The sequence below is a fragment of the Bradyrhizobium sp. JR3.5 genome (assembly GCF_054057015.1).
Map to the genome: position 1 here is coordinate 397,288 of NZ_JBSRYV010000002.1, position 24,329 is coordinate 421,616.

Genomic DNA, 24,329 nt, shown 5'->3' on the forward strand with positions numbered 1-24,329 from the left:
GTATAAAGACCGGCCGCGCCGTCTGCTGTGACGGGGCGCCCCCGGGACTGTCGGAACAGGACGGACCCGCGCGTGTTGACCAGCGCCCATTCGGTGCTAGCCTTTTGATCGTGAATTGTCGTCAAGCGGATTCGATAACCGCGTCGAGGGTGGAGATCATGAACCTCGCATCGCCAACTGTCGCAACCGCCGGGCCCGTCCACTCCGATGGCGTCATCGCGGCAGGAGTCTACGTCGAGGGACGACGCGTTGCCAATATCGCGATCGATGAAGCAGCGGACTGGCGCAACAGGCCGGATCACGTCGTGTGGATCGGCCTGCACGAACCCGATATGGCAATACTCAGCAGCTTGCAGCGGCAATTCCAGCTGCACGACCTCGCCATCGAAGATGCGGATCACGCGCATCAGCGGCCGAAGATCGAGCAATACGGCGATGCGCTGTTCATCGTGGCCCGCACCGCGCAGCTCGACGGCGAAAGTATCGCGTTCGGCGAGACGCATCTGTTCGTCGGCGAGGGATACATCGTCTCGGTCCGACACGGCGCCTCGACATCCTACACGCGGGTCAGGGAGCGCTGCGAGAGCTGCCCGCGCGCGCTTGCCCGCGGCGAGGACTACATCCTCTATGCCATCCTCGATTTCATCGTCGACAACTACTCGCCGGTGCTCGAGACGATCCAGGACGAGGTCGAGGCGATGGAGGCGGAAGTGCTGGCGAGCGCGATGACGCGGGCGCAGATCGAGCGGCTCTATCTGCTGCGGCGGGATCTGCTGCGTCTGCGCAACGCGATTGGACCGCTCGTGGAGGTCTGCCGCAGGCTGGAACGCGACGATCTGCCGATGGTGCGCGACACGATGCGGCCCCTGTTCCGCGACGTCACGGATCACGTCCGCACGATCCAGGAACGGATCGACTCGCTGCGCGAGGTGCTCGCCTTTGCGTTTGAAGCAAGCCTGCTCGTCGGTCAGGCGCAGGAAACGGCGATCTCCAAGAAGCTCGCCTCATGGCTTGCGATCGTTGCGGTGCCGACCGCCGTCGCCGGTATCTACGGCATGAATTTCAAGTACATCCCGGAGCTGCAATGGGAGTACGGCTATTTCGTCGTGATGGGCCTGATGCTGGTCGTATGCGGCGGGCTGTTCTGGCGATTCCGGCATTCCGGCTGGCTGTAGGCGGCGATCCGAACATCGAGCCATTCCGGTCCGGGCAGCGCATCGCGCGCCGCCGCAAATCGCGGGATTTCGGACAATTTTAGCCTCGAACGGCCTCGCCCGGGGGCGGTTTACGGTCGGCTGCAAGACCGGTAACGTCGCCTCCCAATACGACGTGGAGAGTGCCCATGCGGCCCAAGGATCAGACCAACTGGATGCTGACGGATGCGATCGAGGCGCTCGCCCGCGCCGAGCGATTGCACCAGAGCTTCCTCAATTTGCACCCGCGCGCGGGCGGCAGCGAGCCGAGCTGGGAACCGCCGATGGACGTGATCGAGACCGAGGAGGAAATCCTGATCCTCGTCGCGCTGCCGGGGGTCGATCCCGACGAGGTCGAGGCCGCGCTCGACGGCGGCACGCTGGTGATCTCGGGCCGCCGCATCCTGCCCGCCGAGCTCCGCAACGCCCGCATCCTGCGCCTCGAGCTGCCGCAGGGCCGGTTCGAGCGCCGCATCGCGCTGCCGACCGGGCGCTACACCATCAGCCGCTTTGCCGCGCATGGCTGCGTCGGTCTGCGGCTCGGAAAATCGAGCTGAGGGATTTCGACATGGCTGCTTCAGGCGTTTCAAATCCGGCGAACTCGGCGCCGATCCCGAGCGACGCAACGATCATCGTCCCGGTGCGCAACACCGTGCTGTTTCCGGACGTCATCATCCCGATCACGATCGCGCGCGCGACCTCGATTGCCGCGGCCCAGCAGGCGGTGCGCGAGCAGCGGCCGATCGGCATCCTGCTGCAGCGTGATCCTGAGACCAACGATCCCGGCCCCGACGGGCTCTACCGCGTCGGCACCATCGCCAACATCGTGCGCTACATCACCGGCGCCGACGACAGCCATCACCTGGTCTGCCAGGGCGTGCAGCGCATGCGCGTGCTCGACTATCTGCCCGGCACGCCGTTCCTGGCGGCCCGCGTGCTGCAGATTCCGGAGCCGACCACCACCTCGCCGGAGATCGAGGCGCGCTTCCTCAATCTGCAGCGCCAGGCGCTGGAGGCCGCGCAATTGTTGCCGCAGACGCCGCCCGAGCTGATCGCCGCGCTGCAGGGCGCGACCTCGCCGGCGACACTGGCTGACCTTGCGACCTCCTACATGGACATCAAGCCGGCGGAAAAGCAGGACATCCTGGAAACCGTCGATCTCGTGGCGCGGATGGACAAGGTCTCGCGGCATCTTGCCGAGCGCATCGAGGTGCTCAGGCTGAGCCAGGAGATCGGGCAGAAGACCAAGGCGGTGTTCGACGAGCGGCAGCGCGAAGCGATCCTGCGCGAGCAGATGGCGACCATCCAGCGCCAGCTCGGCGAGGGCGACGGCAAGGCCGCCGAGGTCGCCGAGCTGACCAAGGCAATTGCGGACGCCAAGATGCCGCCGGAGGCCGAGAGCCAGGCGCAGAAGGAACTGCGCCGCTACGAGCGGATGCCGGAGGCGGCCGCCGAATCCGGCATGGTGCGCAGCTATCTCGACTGGCTGATCGACCTGCCCTGGAGCCTTCCGGAGGAGAAGCCGATCGACATCGCCGAAGCGCGCAAGATCCTCGACCAGGACCACTATGGCCTGGAGAAGATCAAGAGCCGCATCATCGAATATCTCGCGGTGCGCAAGCTCGCGCCCGGCGGCAAGGCGCCGATCCTCTGCTTCCTAGGGCCACCCGGCGTCGGCAAGACCTCGCTCGGGCAATCGATCGCACGCGCGATGTCGCGGCCGTTCGTCCGTGTCAGCCTTGGTGGCGTACATGACGAGGCCGAGATCCGCGGCCACCGTCGCACCTATATCGGCGCGCTGCCGGGCAACATCATCCAGGCGATCAAGAAGGCCGGCGCGCGCAATTGCGTGATGATGCTGGACGAGATCGACAAGATGGGCCGCGGCATCCAGGGCGATCCGTCGGCTGCGATGCTCGAAGTGCTCGACCCCGAGCAGAACGGCACCTTCCGCGACAATTACCTCGGCGTGCCGTTCGACCTCTCGCGCGTCGTCTTCATCGCCACCGCCAACATGCTCGACGGCGTCCCCGGTCCGCTGCTCGACCGCATGGAACTGATCAGCCTCCCCGGCTACACCGAGGACGAGAAGCTCGAGATCGCCAAGCGCTATCTGTTGCGCCGCCAGCTCGAGGCCAACGGGATCAAGGCCGAGCAGGTCGAGATCGATCCGGACGCGCTGCGGCTGATCATCAAGAGCTACACCCGCGAGGCCGGCGTCCGCAATCTGGAGCGCGAGATCGGCAAGGTGCTGCGCAACGTCGCGGTGCAGATCGCCGATGGCAGCACCAGCCATGTCACCATCGCACCGAAGGACATCGTGTCGCTGCTCGGCCAGCCCAGGTTCGAGAACGAGATCGCGATGCGCACCAGCATTCCGGGCGTCGCAACCGGGCTCGCCTGGACGCCGGTCGGCGGCGACATCCTGTTCATCGAGGCCTCGCGCACGCCGGGCCGCGGCGCGCTGATGATCACCGGACAGCTCGGCGACGTCATGCGCGAGAGCGTGCAGGCCGCGCTGACACTGGTGAAGAGCCGAGCCTCCCAGCTCGGCATCGACCCCAGTGTGTTCGAGAAGAGCGACATCCACGTCCACGTTCCCGCCGGCGCGACGCCGAAGGACGGCCCGAGCGCGGGCGTTGCGATGTTCACCGCCCTCACCTCGCTCCTGACCGATCGCACCGTGCGCAGCGACACCGCGATGACCGGCGAGATCTCGCTGCGCGGCCTCGTGCTGCCGGTCGGCGGCATCAAGGAGAAGGTGGTCGCCGCCGCGGCCGCCGGCCTGACCCGGGTGATGCTGCCGGCACGCAACAGGCGCGACTACGACGACATCCCCGCCGGCGCCCGCGCCAAGCTCGAGTTCATCTGGCTGGAGCGCGTCGACGAGGCGATCGCCGCGGCGCTGGAGCCCGCCAAGGCGACACCGGCCGCAGCGGAGTGACCGCTGGCGGTGGGATGAAGCTCCATGCCGATCATCTCGCCCTGGGCTTACCCCTCTCCCCGACCCTCCCCCGCAAGGGGGGAGGGAGCCTGACGAGCGTGCTCACCTCACGCTGCGCCGGACGAGCACGGACGATGCTTGGAAGTGCATTGCTCGACAACGCATACGAAGCGTTATGAGCACCAACCTTGTTTTCGACGGCCGCTGATGTGCGCGCGTGTAAGGGAGTCACCGGCGGAAGGGTTCCCTCCCCCCTTGCGGGGGAGGGTTAGGGAGAGGGGTGCCGCACGGCGGGCTCTCTCAACTTAACGCTCAACACCTTCAAATCGGGGCAGCCGGTTCTCAGGTCTTGTTCTCAGGTCTTGGCCATGCAGTCCGAGATATAGAACCAGCGATCATCGCCGGTCAGTCCCTTCTGCTTTACCTCTTTGCGGCAGGCCTTGAGCTTGGGCTTGTTGGCGCGCCACTGCTCCTTCATGGCCTTCAATTTCTCCATCGTCAGCTTGATCTTCGACGGCTTGGCCGTGGTGGTGGCGGCTGGTGCCGGCGCGGTCGGCGCCGCGGTCTGGGCTGACGCAGCATGAAGCCCTACGGCGAGCAGCGCGGCGGCAAGGCAAATCCGGGTGCGAAACATTGAAATCCCCCAATCCGATTTCTGTTCAAGGAATAGAGCGAATGCCGCGGGCGCCGGGAATCGGCGGCCCGCGGCGATGATGGTCGCAATCAGAGGATTTTGACCGCGCTGAGCAGCGTCATGTAAATGCCCCAAGCCAGCGGAATGCCGACGAACAGCCAGAACAGCGCCGCCCTGCCGTCCAGACCGCCCTTGCCGATGCCGAACGATCCGGTCGCGCCGTTGCCGCCGGTCGCCGTCGCCGCCTGCAGCTTGGCCACCTCGGCGTCGCTCATGTGCCACTTCGGATCGACCGGCTTGATCAGATAGTTGCAGATGAAGCCGGCGATCAGCATGCCGCACAGGATGTACATCGTGGTGTTGTAGAGCTGGTCGCGCGGCACGCCGGCGGCGAGCTGGAATTCGCGAAGGTAGTTCACCACGACCGGACCGATGATGCCTCGCGGTCGACCACGCCGTCAGCAGACGGCCATGGATCGCGCCGACGAACTGGGTGCCGAACATGTCGGCGAGATAGGCCGGCACGGTGGCGAAGCCACCGCCATACATCGACAGGATGATGCCGAAACCGAGCACGAACAAGAGCTTCGAGCCCATCGCTGCGAAGGTCGGCGCCAGCGCGTAGAGCACGATGCCGAGCACGAAGAACGTGTAATAGGTGTTCTTGCGGCCGATCTTGTCCGACAGCGAGGCCCAGAAGAAGCGGCCGCCGATGTTGAACAGCGACAGCAGGCCGGCGAAGCCGGCAGCGATCGCCGCGATCTGCGCCTTCTGCGACGCGTCGAGCGCGTTGAAGCCGACATTGGGCAGCCCGATCAGCTTGCCGGCGAAGATCTCCTGCAGCATCGGCGAGGCCATGCCGATGACGCCGATACCCGCCGACACGTTCAAGCACAGCACCCACCAGATCAGCCAGAATTGCGGCGTCTTGTGCGCATTGTCGAGATGAACGTTCTTGGTCGAGATCATCGCGTTGGTCTTGGAGGGCGGTGTCCAGCCGTCCGGCTGCCAGCCGCTCGGCGGCAGGCGATAGCGGAAGGCGCCGATCATCATGAAGACGAAGTAGATCGCACCCATGACGAGGAAGGTTTCCCAGACACCGACCGAGGTCGGGGTCTTGAAATAATTCATCAGTCTGTCCGCGAGCGGCGCGCCGATCATGGCGCCGCCGCCGAAGCCCATGATGGCCATGCCGGTCGCCATACCGCGGCGGTCGGGGAACCACTTGACCAGCGTCGACACCGGCGAGATGTAGCCGAGGCCGAGACCGACGCCGCCGATCACGCCGGAGCCGAGCCACATCAGCCAGAGCTGGTGCGTGTAGACGCCTAGCGCGCCGATCACGAGACCGCCGGCCCAGCACAACGCCGCGACGAAGCCTGCCTTGCGCGGACCGACCTTCTCGAGCCAGCCGCCCCAGATCGCGGCGGAGACGCCGAGCAACACGAAGAACAGAGTGTACATCCACCCCAGGCTCGCGACCCTCCAGTCGCAAGTCGTCGTGAACAATTCCTGGACCAGCGAGATATCGGGGCACGCCTTCGGCGCGGTCAGCCCGATCGCCCGCGACAGCGGCAGCCAGAACACCGAGAAGCCATAGGCCATGCCGATGCACAGATGGATGCACAGCGCCGCCGGCGGCACCAGCCAGCGGTTGAAGCCGGCGGTCGCGATCGTGTGTTCCTTGTCGAGGAAACCTGCGCCTGCCGCGGATACGCGTGCGGCGCTGCTCACTGTGGTCATTGACACCTCCCCTGCAGGCGCCATTACGTCGGCGCATCTGCGTCTTCGATCCCGTCTCAGCCCTTTGCGGCCACCGTCAGGCGACTGCTCCGCACATTTCCTCGATGCGCCGGGACCAACCACGCGCATTCCGCAAATGCTAACCCCCAATACGACCGGATATGCCCACCCGTGCCGTCCCTGATCTGGACGCAGGCCCGCCGTCGTCCGCCGATGTGCCCACATCCGGGCACAGCTGCATCTCCGCAACCCGGCGGAGATTATCAATTCGCGCAGAATGGAAAATAGGTGTCGATAGGCAAAAGGTAGATATCAAGCCGGATCTAGCGCGTACGCGGCGCTGCAGCATTTGAATTCTCTATCATTCCATTCGCCTTCTCGATCAGGAAAACGATCCGGACGTCGCTTCGCTCGGTGATCTCGACCTTGTCGCCGGTCTCCTGGATAAGGGCCGGAATATCGATCACCGAAAGCGGATCGGTGCAGTGCACTTCGAGGAAATCTCCCGCCGTCACGCTCTTCAGGGCCTTGCGCGTCTTCAGCGCGGGCAGCGGGCATTTCAGGCCGGTGAGATCGAGCTTCGTCGTGGTCATGGTTCGACCATGGCGAAGCCGTCAAGCATCGTCAACGGCGGCACCTTCTCGCCCTGTCAGCTTTCCGCCTCGGCCGAAGCCAGCACATCGTCGACCGGAATGGCGGGAGCGCAGCATCAATTCGGCGACGTCCTCGATGTCGTCGAGATGCGCGACCGGCAGCCTGGTTTCGATCGCGACGTCGCTGGCGATCCCGACCACGCGCGGGTCGTCCGGAAACAGCAGCGGCTTGCCGTTGGCAGCGCGATACACCTCGATCTTGTTGACCGGCTCGCGCTTGAAGCCCTCGACCACGACCAGATCGACCTGCGCCATCTTGGCGAGCAGTTCCGGCAGCCGCGGCTCGCTGGCGCCGCGCAGCTCGTGCATCAGCGCCCAGCGCCGCGTCGAGGACACCAGCACCTCGGTCGCGCCGGCCTGCCGGTGCACCCAGGAGTCCTTGCCGGGAATGTCGACATCGAATTCGTGATGGGCGTGCTTGATCACGGAGACGCGCAAGGCCCGGCCCAGCAGATAGGGAATCACCCGCGACAACAGCGTGGTCTTGCCGGCACCGCTCCAGCCCGCGAGGCCTATCACTTTCATGCGCAATCTCCGCAGACATATAACGTCCAATGCTGCTTATATCAGCCTTGACGCAATGTCATGCCAGCCCCGCCGGCGGCTGGCGATCGATCAGGCCCCCAAGAGGATCACCTTCGGAAACCCCTGGAGCAGCTGCGCCCGCGGCAGCGCGGACGCGACCGGGCCGCCCCATAAGGGCAATATTAACGGCATTTGCCGTACCAGTTCTCCCGATCAATGGGAGGCCTGTCCAGTGCCCAATCGTGATGGTGTTAGAGACGCCATAAGCCTGAAGAACAGGGTTCTGGTCACGGCGATCTTCCTGGCATCGGGCGCGGCATCCCTGATCCTCCAGGTTCTCTGGTTCAAGCAACTGCAATTCGTGCTGGGAAGCGCGACCGTCTCCGTAAGCGTTACGGTGGCGAGCTTCTTTTTCGGTCTCTCCCTGGGCAGCGCTTTCGGGGGCCGGATCGCCGACACCGTCAGCCGCCCCCTGAAAATCTACGGCTTTCTCGAACTTGCGCTCGCGGTCGTTTCCCTGGCGGTGACCGCGTTCCTGTCGCACTGGTCGACATGGGTGGGCTGGCTGTCGCCCATGTTGGACCTGGAGTCTCCATTCCGGTTGCCGCTCATGGTCGCGCTGTCGCTCGCCATCCTGTCGCTGCCGACGATGCTGATGGGCGCAACCCTGCCCTTCCTCGTGAAATTCCTGACCCGCTCGCAAACCGACCTGGCCAATCGCATCGGCCTGCTCTACGGGTTCAACACCCTGGGCGCCGCGATCGGCACCCTGGCTGTCGGCTTTGTCCTGATGGGCTTCTGGGGGATCACCGGATCGAGCCTGGTCGCAGCAGGCCTGTATGTCTGCGTCGGCGGCGTCGCCCTGCTCCTCGCGCGCGGCGCAAGCCCGCTGTCGCCGGTCACGGCGGAAGCGCCGGTGCAAACCGCCGGGCCGGGGCATCGCGGGACGTCCATCCTCATCGCGATCTTCGCGTGCTCCGGCTTCGTGTCCATCGCCTATGAAGTCGTCTGGTTCCGCTTCCTGACCAATGTCAGCACCTCGAGCGTTTACGCCTTCTCCGGCATGCTCGGCGTTTACCTGCTGGGCTTGGTGATCGGCGCCCTGATCTGCGCGAGGGTGCTCGCACCCCGCAAGGATCAACTGCTGCGATACTTCGCCGTAACACAGCTGCTCATCGCGGTTGCGGCCACGCTGACCGTCGGAATCCTCGGCAAGGCGCGCAGCGTGGAAGCCGTGCTGTCCCCCATCGTATCGGGCCTGGTTCCAGTCCCGGCGCAGGAGCTCTTGGGAGGTGATGTTTCATTCTTCCTGATCTGTGCCGTTGCCCTGTTGCTGCCGACCACGCTGATCGGCATCAGTTTTCCCCTGGCCAGCGAACTGACGGTGACGCAGATGAGCGCGCTGGGCCGTCGAATCGGCACGCTCTACGCCTTGAACACGATTGGCGGCGTGGTGGGCTCCCTGTCGGCAGGGTTTCTTCTGATCCCCTATCTAGGCAGCCAGGGGGCGCTCACCGCCCTGATCGTTCTGAACGTCCTGCTCTTTGTCGCGACGACCGTATCGCAACCGGGTCTTCTGAGGGAGAGGAGCCTGTGGCGGCAAGGGGCAGTCGCCGCAAGCATCATCGCTGCAGCGCTCCTGCTCTTCACCCCACACTATCTGGAACGGGTCCTGACCGCGATCGAAGGCGGCAATGTCCTCGAGCTGCGCGAGACCAAACAAGCAACATTTGCGGTGGTCGAGTATCGCGAGAAGGCGGCGGGCACTTATCAGCAATTGGTGGTGAATTCGAAGAGCTATGCCAACAACCGTCCGGAGGGCCGACGCTACATGGCCGCGATGGGGCACTATCCCATTCTGCTGCACCCGGGCCCGGTTGAAACGGCGGTCGTGATTTGCATCGGGACCGGCACCACCGTGGGTGCGGTCAGCACCCATCAGGAATTACAATCCATCGACGCGGTCGATCTGGCCTCGACGGTTTTCGAGTTTGCGCCCCGCTTCGTGCCGATCAACAAGCAGTTCTATCAAAATCCCAAGGTCCATCAGATCGTCGCGGACGGGCGCCATTTCCTGCTGGGGACAAACGAGACATTCGACGTCATCACCCTCGAGCCCCCGCCGCCCCATGACGCCGGCGTCATCAACCTCTACACAGAGGAATTCTATGCGCTGGCAAAGCAGAAGATGCGCCCCGGCGCCGTTCTCGCGCAATGGGTGCCGCTGGATTTCAACCGCGGCATTCTTCCGAAGATGATCCTCAAGGCGATGATGGGCCAGTTCAAGCACGTCTCCCTGTGGTTGCCGTCCAGAATGGAAGGCGTGGCCATCGCCTCCGATGAACCGCTGAAAATCGATCCTCGCGTGCTCGCCACGCGCATGTCGGAGCCTGGAGTGGCTGAAGACCTGACAGCCAACGGCCTGCGCTCGCCCGAGGATTTCCTGGCGACGTTCATCGCCGCTGATGAAAAGCTCGCGGCCTTTGTCAGGGATGTGCCGAGCCTCACGGATGATCGGCCGCGTCTCGAATATTACAACTGGTATCCGCTGAGTTCGGTCGGCGTGGACGAACTGAAGCGCCTCCGCGAGCCCGTGGAAACTTATCTTGCCGACAAATCCATCGACGAGGCCCGTCTCGACACCGCGCGCACGGTGGCCAATGCGATTCTGGATGAGCACCAAGCCACGGCTGAGGGTGACAAGTCCGCCGCCCGTGCCGCGCTTCGCCTGGCCGTCAAGCTGGACCCGGACAATTCCTATGTCGGCTTCCTGGACCGCAAGCTGCGCGAGTGATCGGGCAGCCTCCTAAGAGGGCCACTGGAAGCCGGTGCCGTCGCCGGGCGTCCCCAGGATCGATCACGCCACGCGCCATCCGACTATCCAGCGGATATACCTCGAAGTTTCCAATGCACGGGGCGACCGGAACACGATAATGTGCGGTGCCGGAGCACCAGCCATGCCTCGCTCACCTTCGATCGTGCCGCACCAAATCGACCACGACACCTATCTGGTGCTGAACGATTTTGGCCGGCTTGGCCGCGCCTGGTGCGAAACCGATGAAGAAGGCAGCGACCGGAAAACGTTGATCCGCCGCCTGCTGGATGACCATTACAGCCATCCGGTCCGCATCGTGGCCTTCAATACCAGCGAAGGATGGTCGCGCGACGTCACGACCGATATTGCCGACGAGCTTCGGCGCCGCTTCGTCGAATACGATGAGGTCCCCCGCTCCGTGCTGGAGTTCGTTGAGACGGCCATGCGGCACTGAGCCGGATCCGCAGTCGCACCGAGACCTGCGGCAAAACAACCCGACGGGGCCATCGTGCAGGGAAAGCCGGGTTGTTTCCGGTTACACCTGTGGTCCTACCCCCGTGCTTTCTACCTTTGCACGGGGCCCATGGGTGCGATCGGCACCCGGCTTTCCCTGCGCCCTCTGCCAAGCGAGAGGGCGAAGCAAGAAGCAAAACTCGGACAAATCATGTCGCGAGAATGCGAGTCCATGACTCCGCGGCCGCGCCACACATTCACTGTCGTCCCGGCCTTCGCCGGGACGACAGCGGTGATGTCTGCGGTGATGTCTGCAGCGTTCTTGAATCTACCATGCAGACGCCAACAATCGCCGCTACGCCGGCCTGAACCCTGCCGCCGTCAACGCGGCGCGGCCCTCGTCCGATGCCAGCGCGTCGAGAAAGGCCTGTACCGCCGGCCGCTGCTTGCGCGCCGTCACCAGCGCGAAGTCGTAGTGCTCTTCGGCAAGCGGAATAAAACCGAGCCCGGACGCACGGGCGACCGGGGCGATGGTCATGCCCCAGTCGGCGCGATGCTGCGCCACCGCGGCCGCAACCGCATTATGCGAGCGCGGCTGATTCCAGTAGCCGTCGGGCCGGCTGCCTGCCAGCAGGCGATCGATCAGGATACGCGTGCCGGCGCCCTGGTTGCGGTTGACCATGATGCAGGCGGGATCGGCGAGCGCGGCGCGCACCGCCTCTTCTGCGCTCAGGCCGGCAAAGCGCGTGTCGTCCTTGCGGAACACGATGCCCTGCATGCGCCGCCAGCCCGGCACGAGCTCGAGGCCGTCGGCCAGATACGGCGTGTTGTAGGTCTCGGTCTTGTCGTGGAACAGATGGATGGGGGCGAGATCGCATTCGCCGCGCTTGGCGGCGGCGAGTCCGCCGAGGCTGCCGACCGCGATCGAACGCACCACAAGGCCGGCCTGCGCCAGCGGTGCGGTGACGAGATCGAGCCCGGTGCAATGACTGCCGACAATGACGAGATCGGGCACCCGCACATGCGGCGTGAATAGCGTCACCTCGGCCTCGCTGCCGGCCGGCAGTTGGTCGGCGAGCGCCTCGATCTTCAAGAAGCCGTCGGCCTGGGCGAACGAGGTGATCGCGCCCGAGCCCTTGCCGCTGGGATAGGCGATCAGGCCGTCGGCGCCTTCGACCAACGACACCATCACGAACTCGGTACGTCCGAGCTCGGAGGCGATCCGCACCGGCACTTTCGCCGCCACCCTGGCATCCGAGCGCGGCGGCAGGCCGGCCATCCGCCGCAGCACCGGCACGATCATGTCGTGGAAGGTGAACATCGCCGAGGTCGGAAAGCCCGGCAGGATGATCACCGGCTTGCCGTCGCAGACCGCAAGGCACAGCGGCTTGCCTGGCTTCAGCGCCACGCCATGCGCGATGATGCCGGGCTTGCCGAGCCTTGTGATGATCCGGTGCGAGACGTCGCCTGCGCCCTTGGAGGTGCCGCCCGACAGCACCAGCATGTCGCTGTCCGCCAGCGCCTTGCGCATCGCAGCTTCGAGCATCGCCTCATTGTCCGCGATCGCGCCGAGGAACGCCGCATCACCGCCGTTCTCGGCAATCGCCGCGGTGACGATCGCGCCATTGGTGTCGTAGATCGCGGCCGGCCGCAGCGTCTCACCCGGCTGCACCAGTTCATCGCCAGTGGAGAGGATCGCAACGCGCGGACGGCGCACCACCTGAACGTCGGCAATGCCACAGGCCGCGAGCATGCCGATCTCGCGCGACCGGATCATCGTTCCCGCGCGCAAAAGCGCCTCGCCGCGCGCGATGTCAGAGCCGGCATAGGACACGAACTGCCCGGGCGACGCCGCGCGGCGGACCTCGATGGCGCCATTGCCGGCGGGTTGGGTGTGCTCGACCATCACGATCGCATCGGCGCCGCGCGGCACCGGACCGCCGGTCGCAATCGCGGTCGCGGTGCCCGGCAGCACCGGCCGGGTCGGCGCGGTGCCGCACGAAATGATCTCGTCGTTCAGCACGAGTTGCGCCGGCGTGGCTTCGCCGGCGGACGCAAGATCGGCGGAGCGCACCGCAAAGCCGTCGACATTGGAGCGATCGAACGGCGGCACGTCGATCGGCGCCACCACGTCCTCCGCCAGCGCACGCCCGAGCGCGTCAGCGAGCAGCCGCGTCTCGGACGGCAATTGCCGCGGGAACATCGCCGCCTCGAAGCGCGCGATCGCCTCCTCGCGGGACAGGATGGTCAGGAACTGATCCTGCTCGACGGACGGGTTGGGTTTCGGCGTGAACGTGTTGGTCATCTCGGGAACTCACTCCCGCAACATATAGGCATCGACAACCGTGGCCGCAGCGAAACCCTCGGCGGCGCCAGGCACGATCAAAAGGGCTTCGGCGCGCGCGATGGCATCGAGCGACAGGTCCCCGGTCGCAAGCACCGCCCAGGAACCGTGCTGAAAGCCCTGCCGAGAATCCTGCTGACGCGTCAGCAGCGCGACCTCGGCGATCCCGACGCCGGAGGCGATCTTGCGTTCCAGCGGCAGGGCGAGCGTCTTGCGCGGGCGCCGGCCCGACAGGCGATCGAGCACCGGAAGCGCAATCGCCCACCAGGCTGCGAAAGCCTGATCCGGCGTGCCCGGCAAGGCGACGACCGGCGTTGCATCGGCCCGGCCGACCGCCGTGGTGCGCCCGGGCTGCAGGGCAATGCCGTGCGCGACCAACGCTCCACGCGTCGCCAGCGCATTCACCGCCGCATCGGTGTGACCAACGCCGGTGCCGCCGATCGTGATGATGAGATCGCAACCATCTGCCTCGAGCGCGTTTGCAATCGCTCCCACATCGGGCGCCGCCTCGGCATAGACGATCTCAGCGCCCGCGAGGCGCGCGGTGTCAGCGATCAGTTGCGCGGTCAGCTGGCCATTGCAGATGTTGACGATGCGAAGCCGAGGCCGCCGGACGCGCAACAGCTCCAGTCCGGCCGCGCGCGCGAGCAGCAGGTCGCGCGGCAGCAGCGGTTCTCCCGCCGGCATCACGGCACGCCCAGCCGCAATGTCGCTGCCGGCACGCCGGACGCCCTGCCCCGGGATGGCTTCGGCGAGCACCTGCGGAAGCGGACCGGAGGTGTCGACGGCATCGGCATCGACCACGCAGTCGGTGCCATCGGGCATCGCCGCGCCGGCCGCGACCCAGACCGGGAGTCCGGCCAGCGGCAGCGGCGCATAGGACGACGCGCCGACCAGGTCATTGGCGCGCATCGCCCAGCCGTCGCTGACGGCGACATCGTGCGGCGGATAGGCGCGCAAGGCCGGCATCTCGGCTGCAATGCAGCGCAGTGCATCGGCCGGCGGCAGCTCGATCGGCTGGACCGGCGCGAGGTCGCGCAGCACGGCGGCCAGCGCCGCATCGAGCGGAGTGAGCGAAGCCGGAAGGCGCTGGGCGGTGATCATGGCCCGCTATGGACTGAATCGGTCCCGAAAGAAACCGGTTTGCGCCGGGCACCGCCATTAGACCGATGGCGCGTTGACGCGGACCCCAAAGTAGTTGCAAAAGAAACCAATATGACCGGGTCCCGGAGGCCCGGCACAACCATAATGGCCAATGCGCCAATTCAGGAGGGAGACAGAATGATCGCCACCAGACTAGCCATGTTCGGGACGCTCGCAGCCGCGCTGCTGGCGTCCTCGGCCGTATCGGCGCAGGTATCCGACGACATCGTCAAGATCGGCGTGCTGACCGACATGAACGGCCCGGCCTCGACGCCGACCGGACAGGGCTCGGTCACCGCCGCGCAGATGGCGGTCGACGATTTCGGCGGCAAGGTGCTCGGCAAGCCGATCTCGGTGATCGTCGGCGATCACCAGCTCAAGCCGGACATCGGCGCGACCATCGCGCGGCGCTGGTATGACGTCGATCAGGTCGATCTGATCGTCGACGTGCCGGTCTCGGCGGTCGGGCTCGCGGTGCAGAACATCGCCAACGAGAAGAAGAAGCTGTTCATCACGCATTCGACCGGCGCGACCGACTTCCATGGCAAGTTCTGCTCGCCCTATGCGATGCAATGGGTGTTCGACACCCGCGCGCTCGCGGTCGGCACCGCGCAGGAAGTAGTGAAGCGCGGCGGCGACAGCTGGTTCTTCATCACCGACGACTACGCGTTCGGCCACTCGCTGGAGAAGGATGCCTCCGCGATCGTGACCAAGAACGGCGGCAAGGTGCTCGGCGCGGTGCGGCCGCCGTTTGCGACGCCCGATCTGTCGTCCTTCATCCTGCAGGCGCAGGCCTCGAAGGCCAAGATCATCGGCATTGCCGGCGGACCGCCCAACAACACCAACGAGATCAAGACCGCCGCCGAGTTCGGTGTCTTCGCCGGCGGGCAGCAGATGGCGGCGCTGCTGGCGCTGATCACCGACATCCACTCGATCGGCCTGTCGGCCGCGCAGGGCCTGCTGCTGACCACCTCGTTCTACTGGGACATGGACGACAAGACCCGGGAATGGTCGAAGCGCTATTTCGCCAAGATGAACCGGATGCCGACGATGTGGCAGGCCGGCGTCTACTCCTCGGTGACCGCCTATCTGAACGCGATCAAAGACAGCGGCACCGACGATCCGCTCAAGGTCGCGGCCAAGATGCGCGAGAAGCCGGTCGAGGATTTCTTCGCCCGCAACGGCAGACTGCGCGAGGACAATCTGATGGTGCACGATCTCTGGCTGGTGCAGGTCAAGACCCCGGCCGAGTCAAAGTATCCGTGGGATTACTACAAGATCCTGGCCAAGATCTCCGGCGAGGACGCGTTCGGCCCACCGGACCCGGCGTGTTTGCTGATCAAGAAGTGACTGCGCAAGCAGTGATTCCGGGGCGCGCAACGCGCGAACCCGGAATCTCGAGATTCCCCGATGCACAATTGTGCATCTGAGGTCTGGTCCTTCGGACCATCCCGGAATGAGCTTTGCGGAGACGCGATAACGTCTCCGCAAAGATCACTTCGTCACCCCGATCTCGCGGAAATATCTGAGCACGCCGGGGTGGATCAGATTGATATCGGGCGCGGCGGCGACGGTGTTCGCTGCCGTGGTCTCGCAAGCCTGGGCGAGCTTCTTGCAGAACGTCGCCTCGATGCCGTGCAGCGTCTTCGCCAGCCGGTAGGCGACGTCGTCGGGCAACGTCTCACGCACCAGGATGTAGCTCCACGAGCCGACCGAAGAAATTGCCTCGCTCTGCTTCGGATAGCTGCCCGCGGGGATCGTCAGCGGCTTCAGGAACGTGTGCTTGGCCCGGATGCGGGCGATCTCGTCCGCGGTCGGCGCGATGAAGCGAGCGCCGGTCGTGCTCTCGGCCATCTTGGTGAAGCCGGGCCAGCCAATGCCGGCGCCCCACAGCGCCGCAGCGCGGCCGTCCTCGACCATCGCGGGCCCGTCGCCGGCGCGATCGAGATAGATCGACTTGAAGTCCTCGTCCTGCTTCAGCCCGATGCCGTCGAGGATGTAGCGCGACAGGATCGGCAGGCCGGAGCCCTTGGCGCCGAACGCGACGGGCTGGCCGACCAGGTCCTGGATCGTCTTGTAGGGACTGTCGGCACGCACCACGAACATGCCCGGGCTCGAATACATCGCGGTGAGGATCTTCAGCTTGGTGGCCTTCGGCCGGCCGATGCCCATGAAGGCCTCATAGGACGGCTCGCCCGCAACGGTTGCGATGTCGACGCTGCCGGTCTCGAGCAGCGGGATGTTCTCGTTGGAGCCCTTGGTGTTTGCGCGGCTCGATCGACAGCGTCGCATCGGCCGCGTTCATCACCTCGGCGAAGGCATTGCCATAGAGCGGAAAGCCGCCGCCCGGCGTCGCCGTGGCGAAACTGATCGTGGTCTTGGAAATGGTCTTGCTCCCCTCTTGCGCCGCCGCGCCGCCCGCGAGCAGCAGCGCGCTGGCGCAGATCATAACAGCGAATTTCATCCCGAGCCTCAAGCATTGCACATGAGCGCGACTATCGTCGCACGGGCGGGGTCGTAGGCAAAGCCAGCGTTTTGTGAAACCATGATGGCAACAGTCACGAGAAAATGACGGGAGAGACGATGTTCCGGTTCGCACGTGCCGCGTTGCTTGGCTTGATATGTTGCCTTGCCTCCGTTGCGCCTTCCTCCGCATCCGACTATCCGAACCGCCCGGTGCGCTGGCTGATCGGCTTTGCCGCCGGCGGCCCGGTCGACATCGTGGCGCGCATCATGAGCCAGTGGCTGTCGGATCATCTCGGCCAGCAATTCGTGGTCGAGAACCGCGCCGGCTCCGGCGGCAACATCGCAGCCGCCGCTGCGATCAACTCGCCGGCGGATGGCTATACGCTCTTGTTCGTCGCGCCCAACAACGCGATCTCGACCTCGCTCTACAAGAAGCTGCCCTACGACTTCCTGCGCGACACAACCCCGGTCGCCAGCATCATGCAGCTCACCAACATGCTGGTGGTCTCGAACGCGATGCCGGTGAAGACGGTTCAGGAATTCATCGACTACTGCAAGGCCAATCCGGGCAAGATCGCCTACGCCTCATCCGGCAACGGCACCTCGGTGCATATGTCGGCCGAGCTGTTCAAGGCGATGACCAAGTGCGACATGCAGCACGTGCCGTATCGGGGATCCGCGATCGCCTTCCCCGACATCATCTCCAACAAGGTGCAGCTGATCTTCGATAACCTGCCGTCGGCGCTGGAGCAGTCGCGCGGCGGCAGCGTCCGTGCGCTCGGCGTGACCTCGCCGCAGCGCTGGCCGGGCGTGCCTGACGTGCCGGCGATCGCCGAGACCGTGCCGGGCTTCGAGGCGGTCGGCTTCTACGGCATTTCAGCGCCGAAGGGCACGCCGCCGGAAGTCATCGATACCCTCAACAAGGCGGTCGGCGAGGCCCTGAAGGACCCCAAGCTGGTGGCGCGTCTCGCCGAGGTCGGCGGCATCCCGAAGCCGATGACCCCGGCCGAATTCGGCAGACTGGTCGCCGACGAGACCGAGAAATGGCGCAAGGTGGTGGAGTTCGCCGGCGTCTCGGTGGACTAAGGCGCCGATCGTGGAGCGCGCCGGATGGTCACGGTAGATGGCTGCCGGGCCGGTGTTCCAGCGATGCCGTCCGTGCGACGTGGCGGCACGACCGCGGTGGCGCAGGGCCAGGGGGTGGCATTGCCGAAACCCCACGCACCCTGTAAACGGAGCCCGCACCGTTGCCGGCCGCGGCCCGCAAGGCGGCGGGGCCTGTAGCTCAATGGTTAGAGCCGGCCGCTCATAACGGTCTGGTTGCAGGTTCGAGTCCTGCCGGGCCCACCACAGCAAGATCAAACACTTGTCGGTCACTGTCCTCGGTGCTGAAGCCCACCCCGAAACTGCAACGGTCTGTTCGCAGGTTGATCAACGAGGCGCCGGGGGATCACCTCGTCGCAATTGGAGAGCTACTCGGGCAGCCCTGCTTTCCGAAGACCTTCAACAAGCACCTTAAAGCCCGATTGCCCGTACGCGGACGCCCGAGCCATCCATGCGGATATTGCAAATGTGGGATCGGTCTCAAGCAGACGCGCCGCCGCCTCACGCGCCTCAGCGTCGCGTCCGAGATGCGCGAAAGCGGACGCGAGACACCGGTAAGCTGACGAAAACGAGGGGTTCCGACGAATGGCCTTCCTCGCTGCGATGATGGCCTCGTCGAAGCGACCAAGCTCAATAAAGGCGATCCCCATCCCAACAAGCGGCTGGTGTAGCTCCGGGCCTAGCGGGCTCATGTGAATAGCACGTTCAAAGCTTCGGACCGCTTCCTCCGGCAGCCCCGCAGCGTTATAAACCCAGCCTCGGCTGAACCATGCCCGATATGAATTGGGATTGAGCGCGACCGCCCGGTCCGCCATTTCGATCTCGCTTTCACGATCGCCGACCGTGTAAGCCGAGGTTAAGGCAGCCGATGCTAATGTATCTGGATCACCATCGTCGACGCTCAATGCCCACCGAAGAAGCCGAACCGCTTCGTTGCGTTCGAATTGAGGATCGATGGCATAACCAAAAATGACGTTTCGCGAGTGACAGAGACCTGCCAGAGCCGCGACCAAGCCGAACCGAGGGTCCAGCTTTAAAGCCCGATCCGCCAACCTGATCGCCTCGGCCAACGCTTCGCGGGTCGATAGGTAATAGTGCGGTAAAGCTCGGAGATAATAATCATAGGCAGTGAGGTTATCCGGTCGCCGCCGCGTCGCCATTGCAATTTCTGTTTGAAGCAATCTTGGCTGAATGGCTGAGACAACGGCGACCGTTACTTCGTCTTGGAGCGCGAAGATGTCTGTCAGGTTACGCTCGAACCTGTCCGCCCAAATGTGCGCGCCCGTCACCGCATCGATCAATTGCCCGGTGATGCGAACTTTCCCGGACGCCTTGCGCACAGCTCCCTCAAGGACATAGCGGACGCCAAGCCTGCGTCCGACTTCCTTGATATCGACGGCTCTGCCCTTGAACGTGAAACTGGAGTTGCGAGCGACCACGAACAGCGATTTGAATCGCGAGAGCGCCGTGATGATCTCCTCGACCATTCCGTCTGCAAAATATTCCTGCTCGGGATCGCCGCTCAGGTTCTCGAACGGCAGGACAGCGATGGAGGCCTTATCTGGAAGTGGCGCGGCCGCACTTAGCCTCTCGCTTAGCGGGCTATGCGCTCCCGCGCGTACGGTAAAAGCGCGGACCGGCTTGGAGATGTTCTTGAGCTGCTGTTCGCCCCGGTCCTCGAAGCCAACGTCCAGCTTGCCTTCGACTTCGCTGTGCACTTTTTCGGAAATCAGAATGCCCCCTGGATCGGCGCCCCCTTCTAGCCGGACAGCGATGTTGATCCCGTCGCCAAAAAGGTCACCGTCAGCCCCAACGATAACCTCCCCAAGATTGACGCCAATCCGTAGCGTAAGGGAGCTTCGGCCTGACGCGATGCTTTCCTGTACCTCCACCGCGCATCGCACCGCAGCCGATGGACTTGCGAACTCGGCCAACGCGCCGTCACCCGTGGTCTTGATCAGTCGCCCGTCGTGGCGGGAGAGGCTAGGCTCGATTACTTCGCGCTTCAGCCGCTCGAACTCGGCGTAAGTGGCTTCCTCAGCGCGTTGCATCAACGCTGAGTAACCGACCACGTCGGCAGCCAAGATCGCCGCCAGTCGTCTTTGAACCCGCTGCTCAGTCACGGCGCCCTCCGAGCGGCCAGACTAACCACGCCGCTGAGGCAAGGAGCAGCCTAGCACTTTGTCAAAGACCTGTGAGCGGCAATTGCCCTGGCACGGCGGCAATGAGCGTGCGTCAGCTCGGAGGTGCTCGCCGACATCGCACTCGACGAAGGCTAGTCGGCTGTGGCTCCAACAGCGGACTTTCGGGACCCCGGGGCCAAGCCGGTTTCAGGTCGATCGGGAATTCATCGCCGCCCACCAGAAATCCCACAGAAATCCCATGAACAAACGGGCATGAACATGCACGAACGGGCTCAAGAATCGTTGAAAATGCTCAGATTTTCCGGATATTCGCCCCGCTCATAACGGTCTGGTTGCAGGTTCGAGTCCTGCCGGGCCCACCATTCGAATCAAAGCCTTGATTAGATCAAAGCCCTGGCTCCGGGACCCATGCGCGCCGCGTCGATCGAGCCCTGCGGCATCGCCGCTCGCCACATCATCTCGCTACGGTCAACTACTCCCAGGCCGCCTGGAAAATGGCGCGGTAGCCGTCGGCATCCACAGGACGCGGATTGGTGGCGGTGGAATGATCCCTCGCCGCCTTCTCCGCCATGTCGTCCAGCACCGAGGCCGGCACACCCATGGCACGCAGGCCGCGCGGCAGATTGAGCTCGGCATTGAGAGCATCGAAGAACGCGGCGATGTCGGCAGCTTCGGGCAGACCGAGCGCCAGCCTCAGCCGCGGCAGCTTGCCCGCGATCGCCGGACCATTGTAGCGCATCACTGCAGGCATCAGCACCGCATTGAGCGTGCCGTGATGCAGGCTCGGCGATGCGAGGCTGCCAAGCGCGTGCGACAGCCCGTGCACCGCGCCGAGGCCTTTCTGGAAGCACAGGCCGCCCTGCAGCGCGCCCATCATCACTTCGGCGCGGGCGTCGCGGTCATCGCCCTCCCTCACGGCCTGCTTGAGATGGCCGACGATGCGCGCCGCGCCATCGAGGGCGATCGCATCCGCCGGTGGATTGAAGCGCGGCGACAGATAGGTCTCGACGCAATGCGACAGTGCGTCCATGCCGGTCGCAGCCGTGAGTGCCGGCGGGAGGCGGAGCGTCAGCAGCGGATCGCAGATCGCCCGCGCCGGGATGAGATGCGGACTGATCAGGCCGACCTTGCGGCCGTCCTCGAGCGTGATGAGGGCCGCGCGGCCAACCTCGCTACCGGTGCCGGCAGTGGTCGGAATCGCGATCACCGGCGCGACGGCGGCGGTGATCCGCGCGACGCCGCCATCGATCGCGGCATATTGCGCCAGCGGGCCTGCATGGGTGGCGAGCAGCGCCACCGCCTTGGCGAGATCGATCGGCGAGCCGCCGCCGAGCGCGACGAGGCCGTCGCATCCAGCCTCGCGATAGCGTGCGAGCGCCTGCAGCGTCGCACGTTCGGTCGGATTCGGTGGCGTCGCGTCGAACACGACATGCGCAGTGCCGAGCGGAGCGGTCACGCGTTCTGCCAGGCCGGCCGCGACAATGCCGCGGTCGGTGACCACCATCGGCCGACGGATACCGAGCGCTGCGATCTCGTCGCCGAGCGCGTCCGCCTCGCCGAAGCCGAAGCGAATGGTGGTGAGATAGGTGATCAGCGCCATGGCCTGTCGTCCGTTGCGCCGATTGATCAGAGATCGGTGCGTTCTTCGGCGATGTCGCGACGCTGCTCCATGTTGAAGCGCCCCGCATAGATCGGCCGCCCGCCGGTGGTCGGACCGGGATATTGCACGATCAGGATATCGCCGCCGGTCGCGGTCTCGAACTTGCCTTCGAAATGCGGGTCCGGATGAAAGATCATCGTGCCCGGCGTGTAGAGATTGTCGTCGATCCTGAATTCACCGCTGAGGATGTACCAGACCTGCGCGAACTCGTGATTGTGGATCGGATGATGTGCGCCCGGCTCCAGCCGCAGGATGCCCGCGTTCGGCTCGGTCGGCCGCTCGGGCCGCGGGTGGAACAGCATCTTGCCGGTCTCGCCAGGCCAGCGGATCGTCTCCCACTCCACATCGTCGATGTGCTTCGCCTCATACGGCAGGTGCCTGCCGGTCGCGGTTGCGGTCTGCATGGATCAGTCTCCTTGGGGCTTGCTCTTGGGTGATCGAGGCGGGGCGGCTGCGCTCGGCACGCGCCACCAGTCGAAATGCTCGGCCTTCTGCGGCGACTTCGCGACCACCATCAGAATGCGCGCTTCGTCCTCGCTGATGTTGTCGGCGCGGTGCGGCAGCTCGGAATTGAGGAAAATGCCTTCACCGGGCGCGAGATCGTACACCTCGGCGCCGACGTGGAAGCGGATACGCCCGCTGATCACGTAGCAGTATTCCTGTCCCGGATGCGACACCATCAGGTCCATCCGGTTCTTGCGCGGGAACGAGAGGTGAAACACCTCCAGATCGTCGTTCGGCATGCCGCCCGCTAACAATCGCCAGCGATAGCCGGTGCTCGGGATGCTTTGGTCTTCACCATCGTCGCCATGGCGATGCAGCGTGACGTGGCTGCGCGACTGGTCCTGCGGCGCGGCGAACAATTCGCTGACGCCAATGTCGAGCGCCTGCGCGATCTGGATCAGATTGGCAACGGAGCTCGACACCTGCCCGCGCTCGAGGCGCGACACGAAGGCGTCGGACAGCCCGGTGGTGTCGGCCAGATCCTTCAGCTTCATGCCACGCTCCTCCCGCAGCGAGCGAATGCGTGCTCCAAGCCTCGCCAGCGTCTCGTCCTGCGTTTTCATTGCTTCGACCCTCTCCCGAATTTGCTTACTTGTCAATAGAAATTGCTCTACAAGCAATTTTGTTGTGTCCGATGCTGAAAGATGCCCGTGGCTCTTCGCATCGATGCACGAGCAAATTGCGTATCACGCAACAAAACCAAACAGCAAACAACACGACCTCCGGAGGAGCACCCGACCATGACAACCACTCTCAGAAAGCTATGCGCGGCAATGACGGCGACGCTGCTGCACATTCACGTCGCGCACGCCGCCATGTCCGACAATGTGATCCGCATCGGGATCCTCAACGACCGCTCCGGCGCCTATGCCGACCTCGGCGGCGAAGGCTCGGTCGTCGCGGCGAAGATGGCGGCGGAGGAGTTCGGCAACAGCATCGGCGGCGCACCGGTCGAGATCGTCTCGGCCGATCACCAGAACAAGCCGGACATCGGACTTGGCATCGTGCGGCGCTGGTTCGACACGGAGAAGGTCGATGCCGTTGCCGACATTTCCAATTCGGGCGTGGGTTTCGCGGTGACCGCTCTCGCCAAGGAACGCAACAAGATCGTGCTGAACGCATCGGCCTCCTCGGACTTCACCGGCAAGGCCTGCACCCGGACCTCGTTCCAGTGGGTCTACACGAGCTATACCAACGGCTACGGCCTCGCGCGCGCGCTCACGGCGCAAAAGCTCGACACCTGGTTCCTGATCACGGTGGACTATTCGTTCGGACACGCCTTCGCCGCCGACATGCGCCGCGCGGTCGAGAACGGCGGCGGCAAGGTGATCGGCGAGGTGCGCCACCCGCTCAACACCGCCGACTTCAGTTCGGTGCTGCTGCAGGCGCAGGCGTCCGGCGCCAAGGTGATCGCGCTGGCCAATGCCGGCGCCGACATGACCAACTCGGTGAAGCAGGCAGCCGAGTTCGGCATCACCCGCGGGCAGGCATTGGTGGCGCCGACCGTGTTCCTCACCGACGTCGACGCGATGGGCCTTGCCGCCGCGCAGAACCTGCAGTTCGTCACCGCATACTATTGGGACCGCGATGCCGAGTCGCGGGCGTGGGCCAACAAGTTCTTTGAGAAGACTGGGCGGATGCCGACCATGACCCAGGCCGGCGTCTATTCGGCCGTGCGGCACTACTTGCGTGCGGTGCAGGCCGCAAATTCCGATGACGGCCTTGCTGTCGCAGCCAAGATACGCGAACTGCCGGTTGCCGATTCGTTTGCTCGCGGCACGGTCCGCACGGATGGCCAGTTCGTGCACGACATGTATCTGGCGCGCGTCAAGACACCGGCGGCCTCGAGCCGACGATGGGACTACTACGACATCGTCGCGACGATTCCCGCCGAGCAAGCCTTCCGCCCGCTCGGCGAGGGTGGCTGCGAGCTGGTCTCGCAGTGACGACGCAGGCGGACGGTGGCAAACACCATCATCCGCCATCGCCCATAACGGCCTGTAT

The 24,329-nt window shown here is 64.9% G+C and carries 16 protein-coding genes, 1 tRNA gene and 3 pseudogenes; 9 read left to right on the forward strand and 11 right to left on the reverse strand.

Annotated features, from left to right (window positions below; translation table 11 throughout):
* Positions 1-158 precede the first annotated feature (158 nt).
* The 3 genes from corA (at position 159) to lon (ending at position 4,137) form a co-directional block, all read left to right on the forward strand.
* Complete coding sequence (gene corA, locus ACVWW1_RS18450) at positions 159-1,175, forward strand: magnesium/cobalt transporter CorA (RefSeq protein WP_207832064.1); 1,017 nt, start codon at positions 159-161, stop codon at positions 1,173-1,175.
* A gap of 167 nt (positions 1,176-1,342) precedes the next feature.
* A complete protein-coding gene (locus tag ACVWW1_RS18455; protein WP_176529666.1) occupies positions 1,343-1,750 on the forward strand; it encodes an Hsp20/alpha crystallin family protein in 408 nt (135 codons plus the stop codon).
* Positions 1,751-1,761: 11 nt separating this feature from the next.
* Positions 1,762-4,137 (forward strand): endopeptidase La, encoded by a 2,376-nt coding sequence (gene lon / locus ACVWW1_RS18460; RefSeq protein ID WP_456656948.1) that lies wholly within the window; start codon positions 1,762-1,764, stop codon positions 4,135-4,137.
* Between the two features lie 355 nt (positions 4,138-4,492).
* Here the strand turns inward: lon and ACVWW1_RS18465 are convergent, their stop codons facing one another.
* The 4 genes and pseudogenes from ACVWW1_RS18465 to mobB form a co-directional block, all read right to left on the reverse strand.
* Positions 4,493-4,771 (reverse strand): hypothetical protein, encoded by a 279-nt coding sequence (locus ACVWW1_RS18465; protein WP_456656949.1) that lies wholly within the window; start codon positions 4,769-4,771, stop codon positions 4,493-4,495.
* Positions 4,772-4,860: 89 nt separating this feature from the next.
* Positions 4,861-6,514: pseudogene (locus ACVWW1_RS18470) on the reverse strand (OFA family MFS transporter).
* Between the two features lie 323 nt (positions 6,515-6,837).
* Positions 6,838-7,107 (reverse strand): sulfurtransferase TusA family protein, encoded by a 270-nt coding sequence (locus ACVWW1_RS18475; protein WP_176529662.1) that lies wholly within the window; start codon positions 7,105-7,107, stop codon positions 6,838-6,840.
* Between the two features lie 56 nt (positions 7,108-7,163).
* A pseudogene (gene mobB / locus ACVWW1_RS18480) lies at positions 7,164-7,692 on the reverse strand (molybdopterin-guanine dinucleotide biosynthesis protein B).
* Between the two features lie 232 nt (positions 7,693-7,924).
* Here mobB and ACVWW1_RS18485 point away from each other — a divergent pair.
* Positions 7,925-10,486, forward strand: a complete 2,562-nt coding sequence (locus tag ACVWW1_RS18485) for a fused MFS/spermidine synthase (protein ID WP_456656950.1) — start codon at positions 7,925-7,927, stop codon at positions 10,484-10,486.
* A 139-nt stretch (positions 10,487-10,625) separates the two neighbouring features.
* Positions 10,626-10,961: a hypothetical protein gene (locus ACVWW1_RS18490; protein WP_224943467.1), complete on the forward strand. Its 336-nt coding sequence runs from the start codon at positions 10,626-10,628 to the stop codon at positions 10,959-10,961.
* A gap of 354 nt (positions 10,962-11,315) precedes the next feature.
* On the opposite strand, the gene ACVWW1_RS18495 is transcribed toward ACVWW1_RS18490, so the two are convergent.
* The gene (locus ACVWW1_RS18495) at positions 11,316-13,265 is read right to left on the reverse strand and encodes a molybdopterin biosynthesis protein (protein ID WP_456656951.1); all 1,950 of its coding nucleotides are present in this window, start codon (positions 13,263-13,265) and stop codon (positions 11,316-11,318) included.
* A gap of 9 nt (positions 13,266-13,274) precedes the next feature.
* On the reverse strand, positions 13,275-14,408 hold the full coding sequence (locus tag ACVWW1_RS18500; protein ID WP_456656952.1) for a molybdopterin-binding protein: 1,134 nt from the start codon (positions 14,406-14,408) through the stop codon (positions 13,275-13,277).
* A 177-nt stretch (positions 14,409-14,585) separates the two neighbouring features.
* On the opposite strand from ACVWW1_RS18500, the gene ACVWW1_RS18505 reads away from it, so the two are divergent.
* Positions 14,586-15,797, forward strand: a complete 1,212-nt coding sequence (locus ACVWW1_RS18505) for an ABC transporter substrate-binding protein (RefSeq protein WP_456656953.1) — start codon at positions 14,586-14,588, stop codon at positions 15,795-15,797.
* Between the two features lie 144 nt (positions 15,798-15,941).
* Here the strand turns inward: ACVWW1_RS18505 and ACVWW1_RS18510 are convergent.
* Positions 15,942-16,911: pseudogene (locus tag ACVWW1_RS18510) on the reverse strand (TAXI family TRAP transporter solute-binding subunit).
* A 119-nt stretch (positions 16,912-17,030) separates the two neighbouring features.
* On the opposite strand from ACVWW1_RS18510, the gene ACVWW1_RS18515 reads away from it, so the two are divergent.
* A complete protein-coding gene (locus ACVWW1_RS18515; RefSeq protein WP_224943469.1) occupies positions 17,031-17,999 on the forward strand; it encodes a Bug family tripartite tricarboxylate transporter substrate binding protein in 969 nt (322 codons plus the stop codon).
* A gap of 188 nt (positions 18,000-18,187) precedes the next feature.
* Positions 18,188-18,263, forward strand: a tRNA-Ile gene (locus ACVWW1_RS18520).
* Positions 18,264-18,385: 122 nt separating this feature from the next.
* Here the strand turns inward: ACVWW1_RS18520 and ACVWW1_RS18525 are convergent.
* From ACVWW1_RS18525 to ACVWW1_RS18540, 4 genes are all read right to left on the reverse strand, one after another.
* Complete coding sequence (locus tag ACVWW1_RS18525; protein ID WP_456656954.1) at positions 18,386-20,140, reverse strand: adenylate/guanylate cyclase domain-containing protein; 1,755 nt, start codon at positions 20,138-20,140, stop codon at positions 18,386-18,388.
* Positions 20,141-20,633: 493 nt separating this feature from the next.
* Positions 20,634-21,761: an iron-containing alcohol dehydrogenase gene (locus ACVWW1_RS18530; protein ID WP_456656955.1), complete on the reverse strand. Its 1,128-nt coding sequence runs from the start codon at positions 21,759-21,761 to the stop codon at positions 20,634-20,636.
* Between the two features lie 26 nt (positions 21,762-21,787).
* The gene (locus ACVWW1_RS18535; protein WP_092116247.1) at positions 21,788-22,225 is read right to left on the reverse strand and encodes a cupin domain-containing protein; all 438 of its coding nucleotides are present in this window, start codon (positions 22,223-22,225) and stop codon (positions 21,788-21,790) included.
* Between the two features lie 3 nt (positions 22,226-22,228).
* Entirely contained in the window at positions 22,229-22,888 is a 660-nt protein-coding gene (locus ACVWW1_RS18540; protein WP_456656956.1) for a helix-turn-helix domain-containing protein, read from the reverse strand.
* Positions 22,889-23,065: 177 nt separating this feature from the next.
* Here ACVWW1_RS18540 and ACVWW1_RS18545 point away from each other — a divergent pair, with 177 nt between their 5' ends.
* A complete protein-coding gene (locus ACVWW1_RS18545; protein WP_456656957.1) occupies positions 23,066-24,271 on the forward strand; it encodes an ABC transporter substrate-binding protein in 1,206 nt (401 codons plus the stop codon).
* The last annotated feature ends 58 nt before the right edge of the window (positions 24,272-24,329 follow it).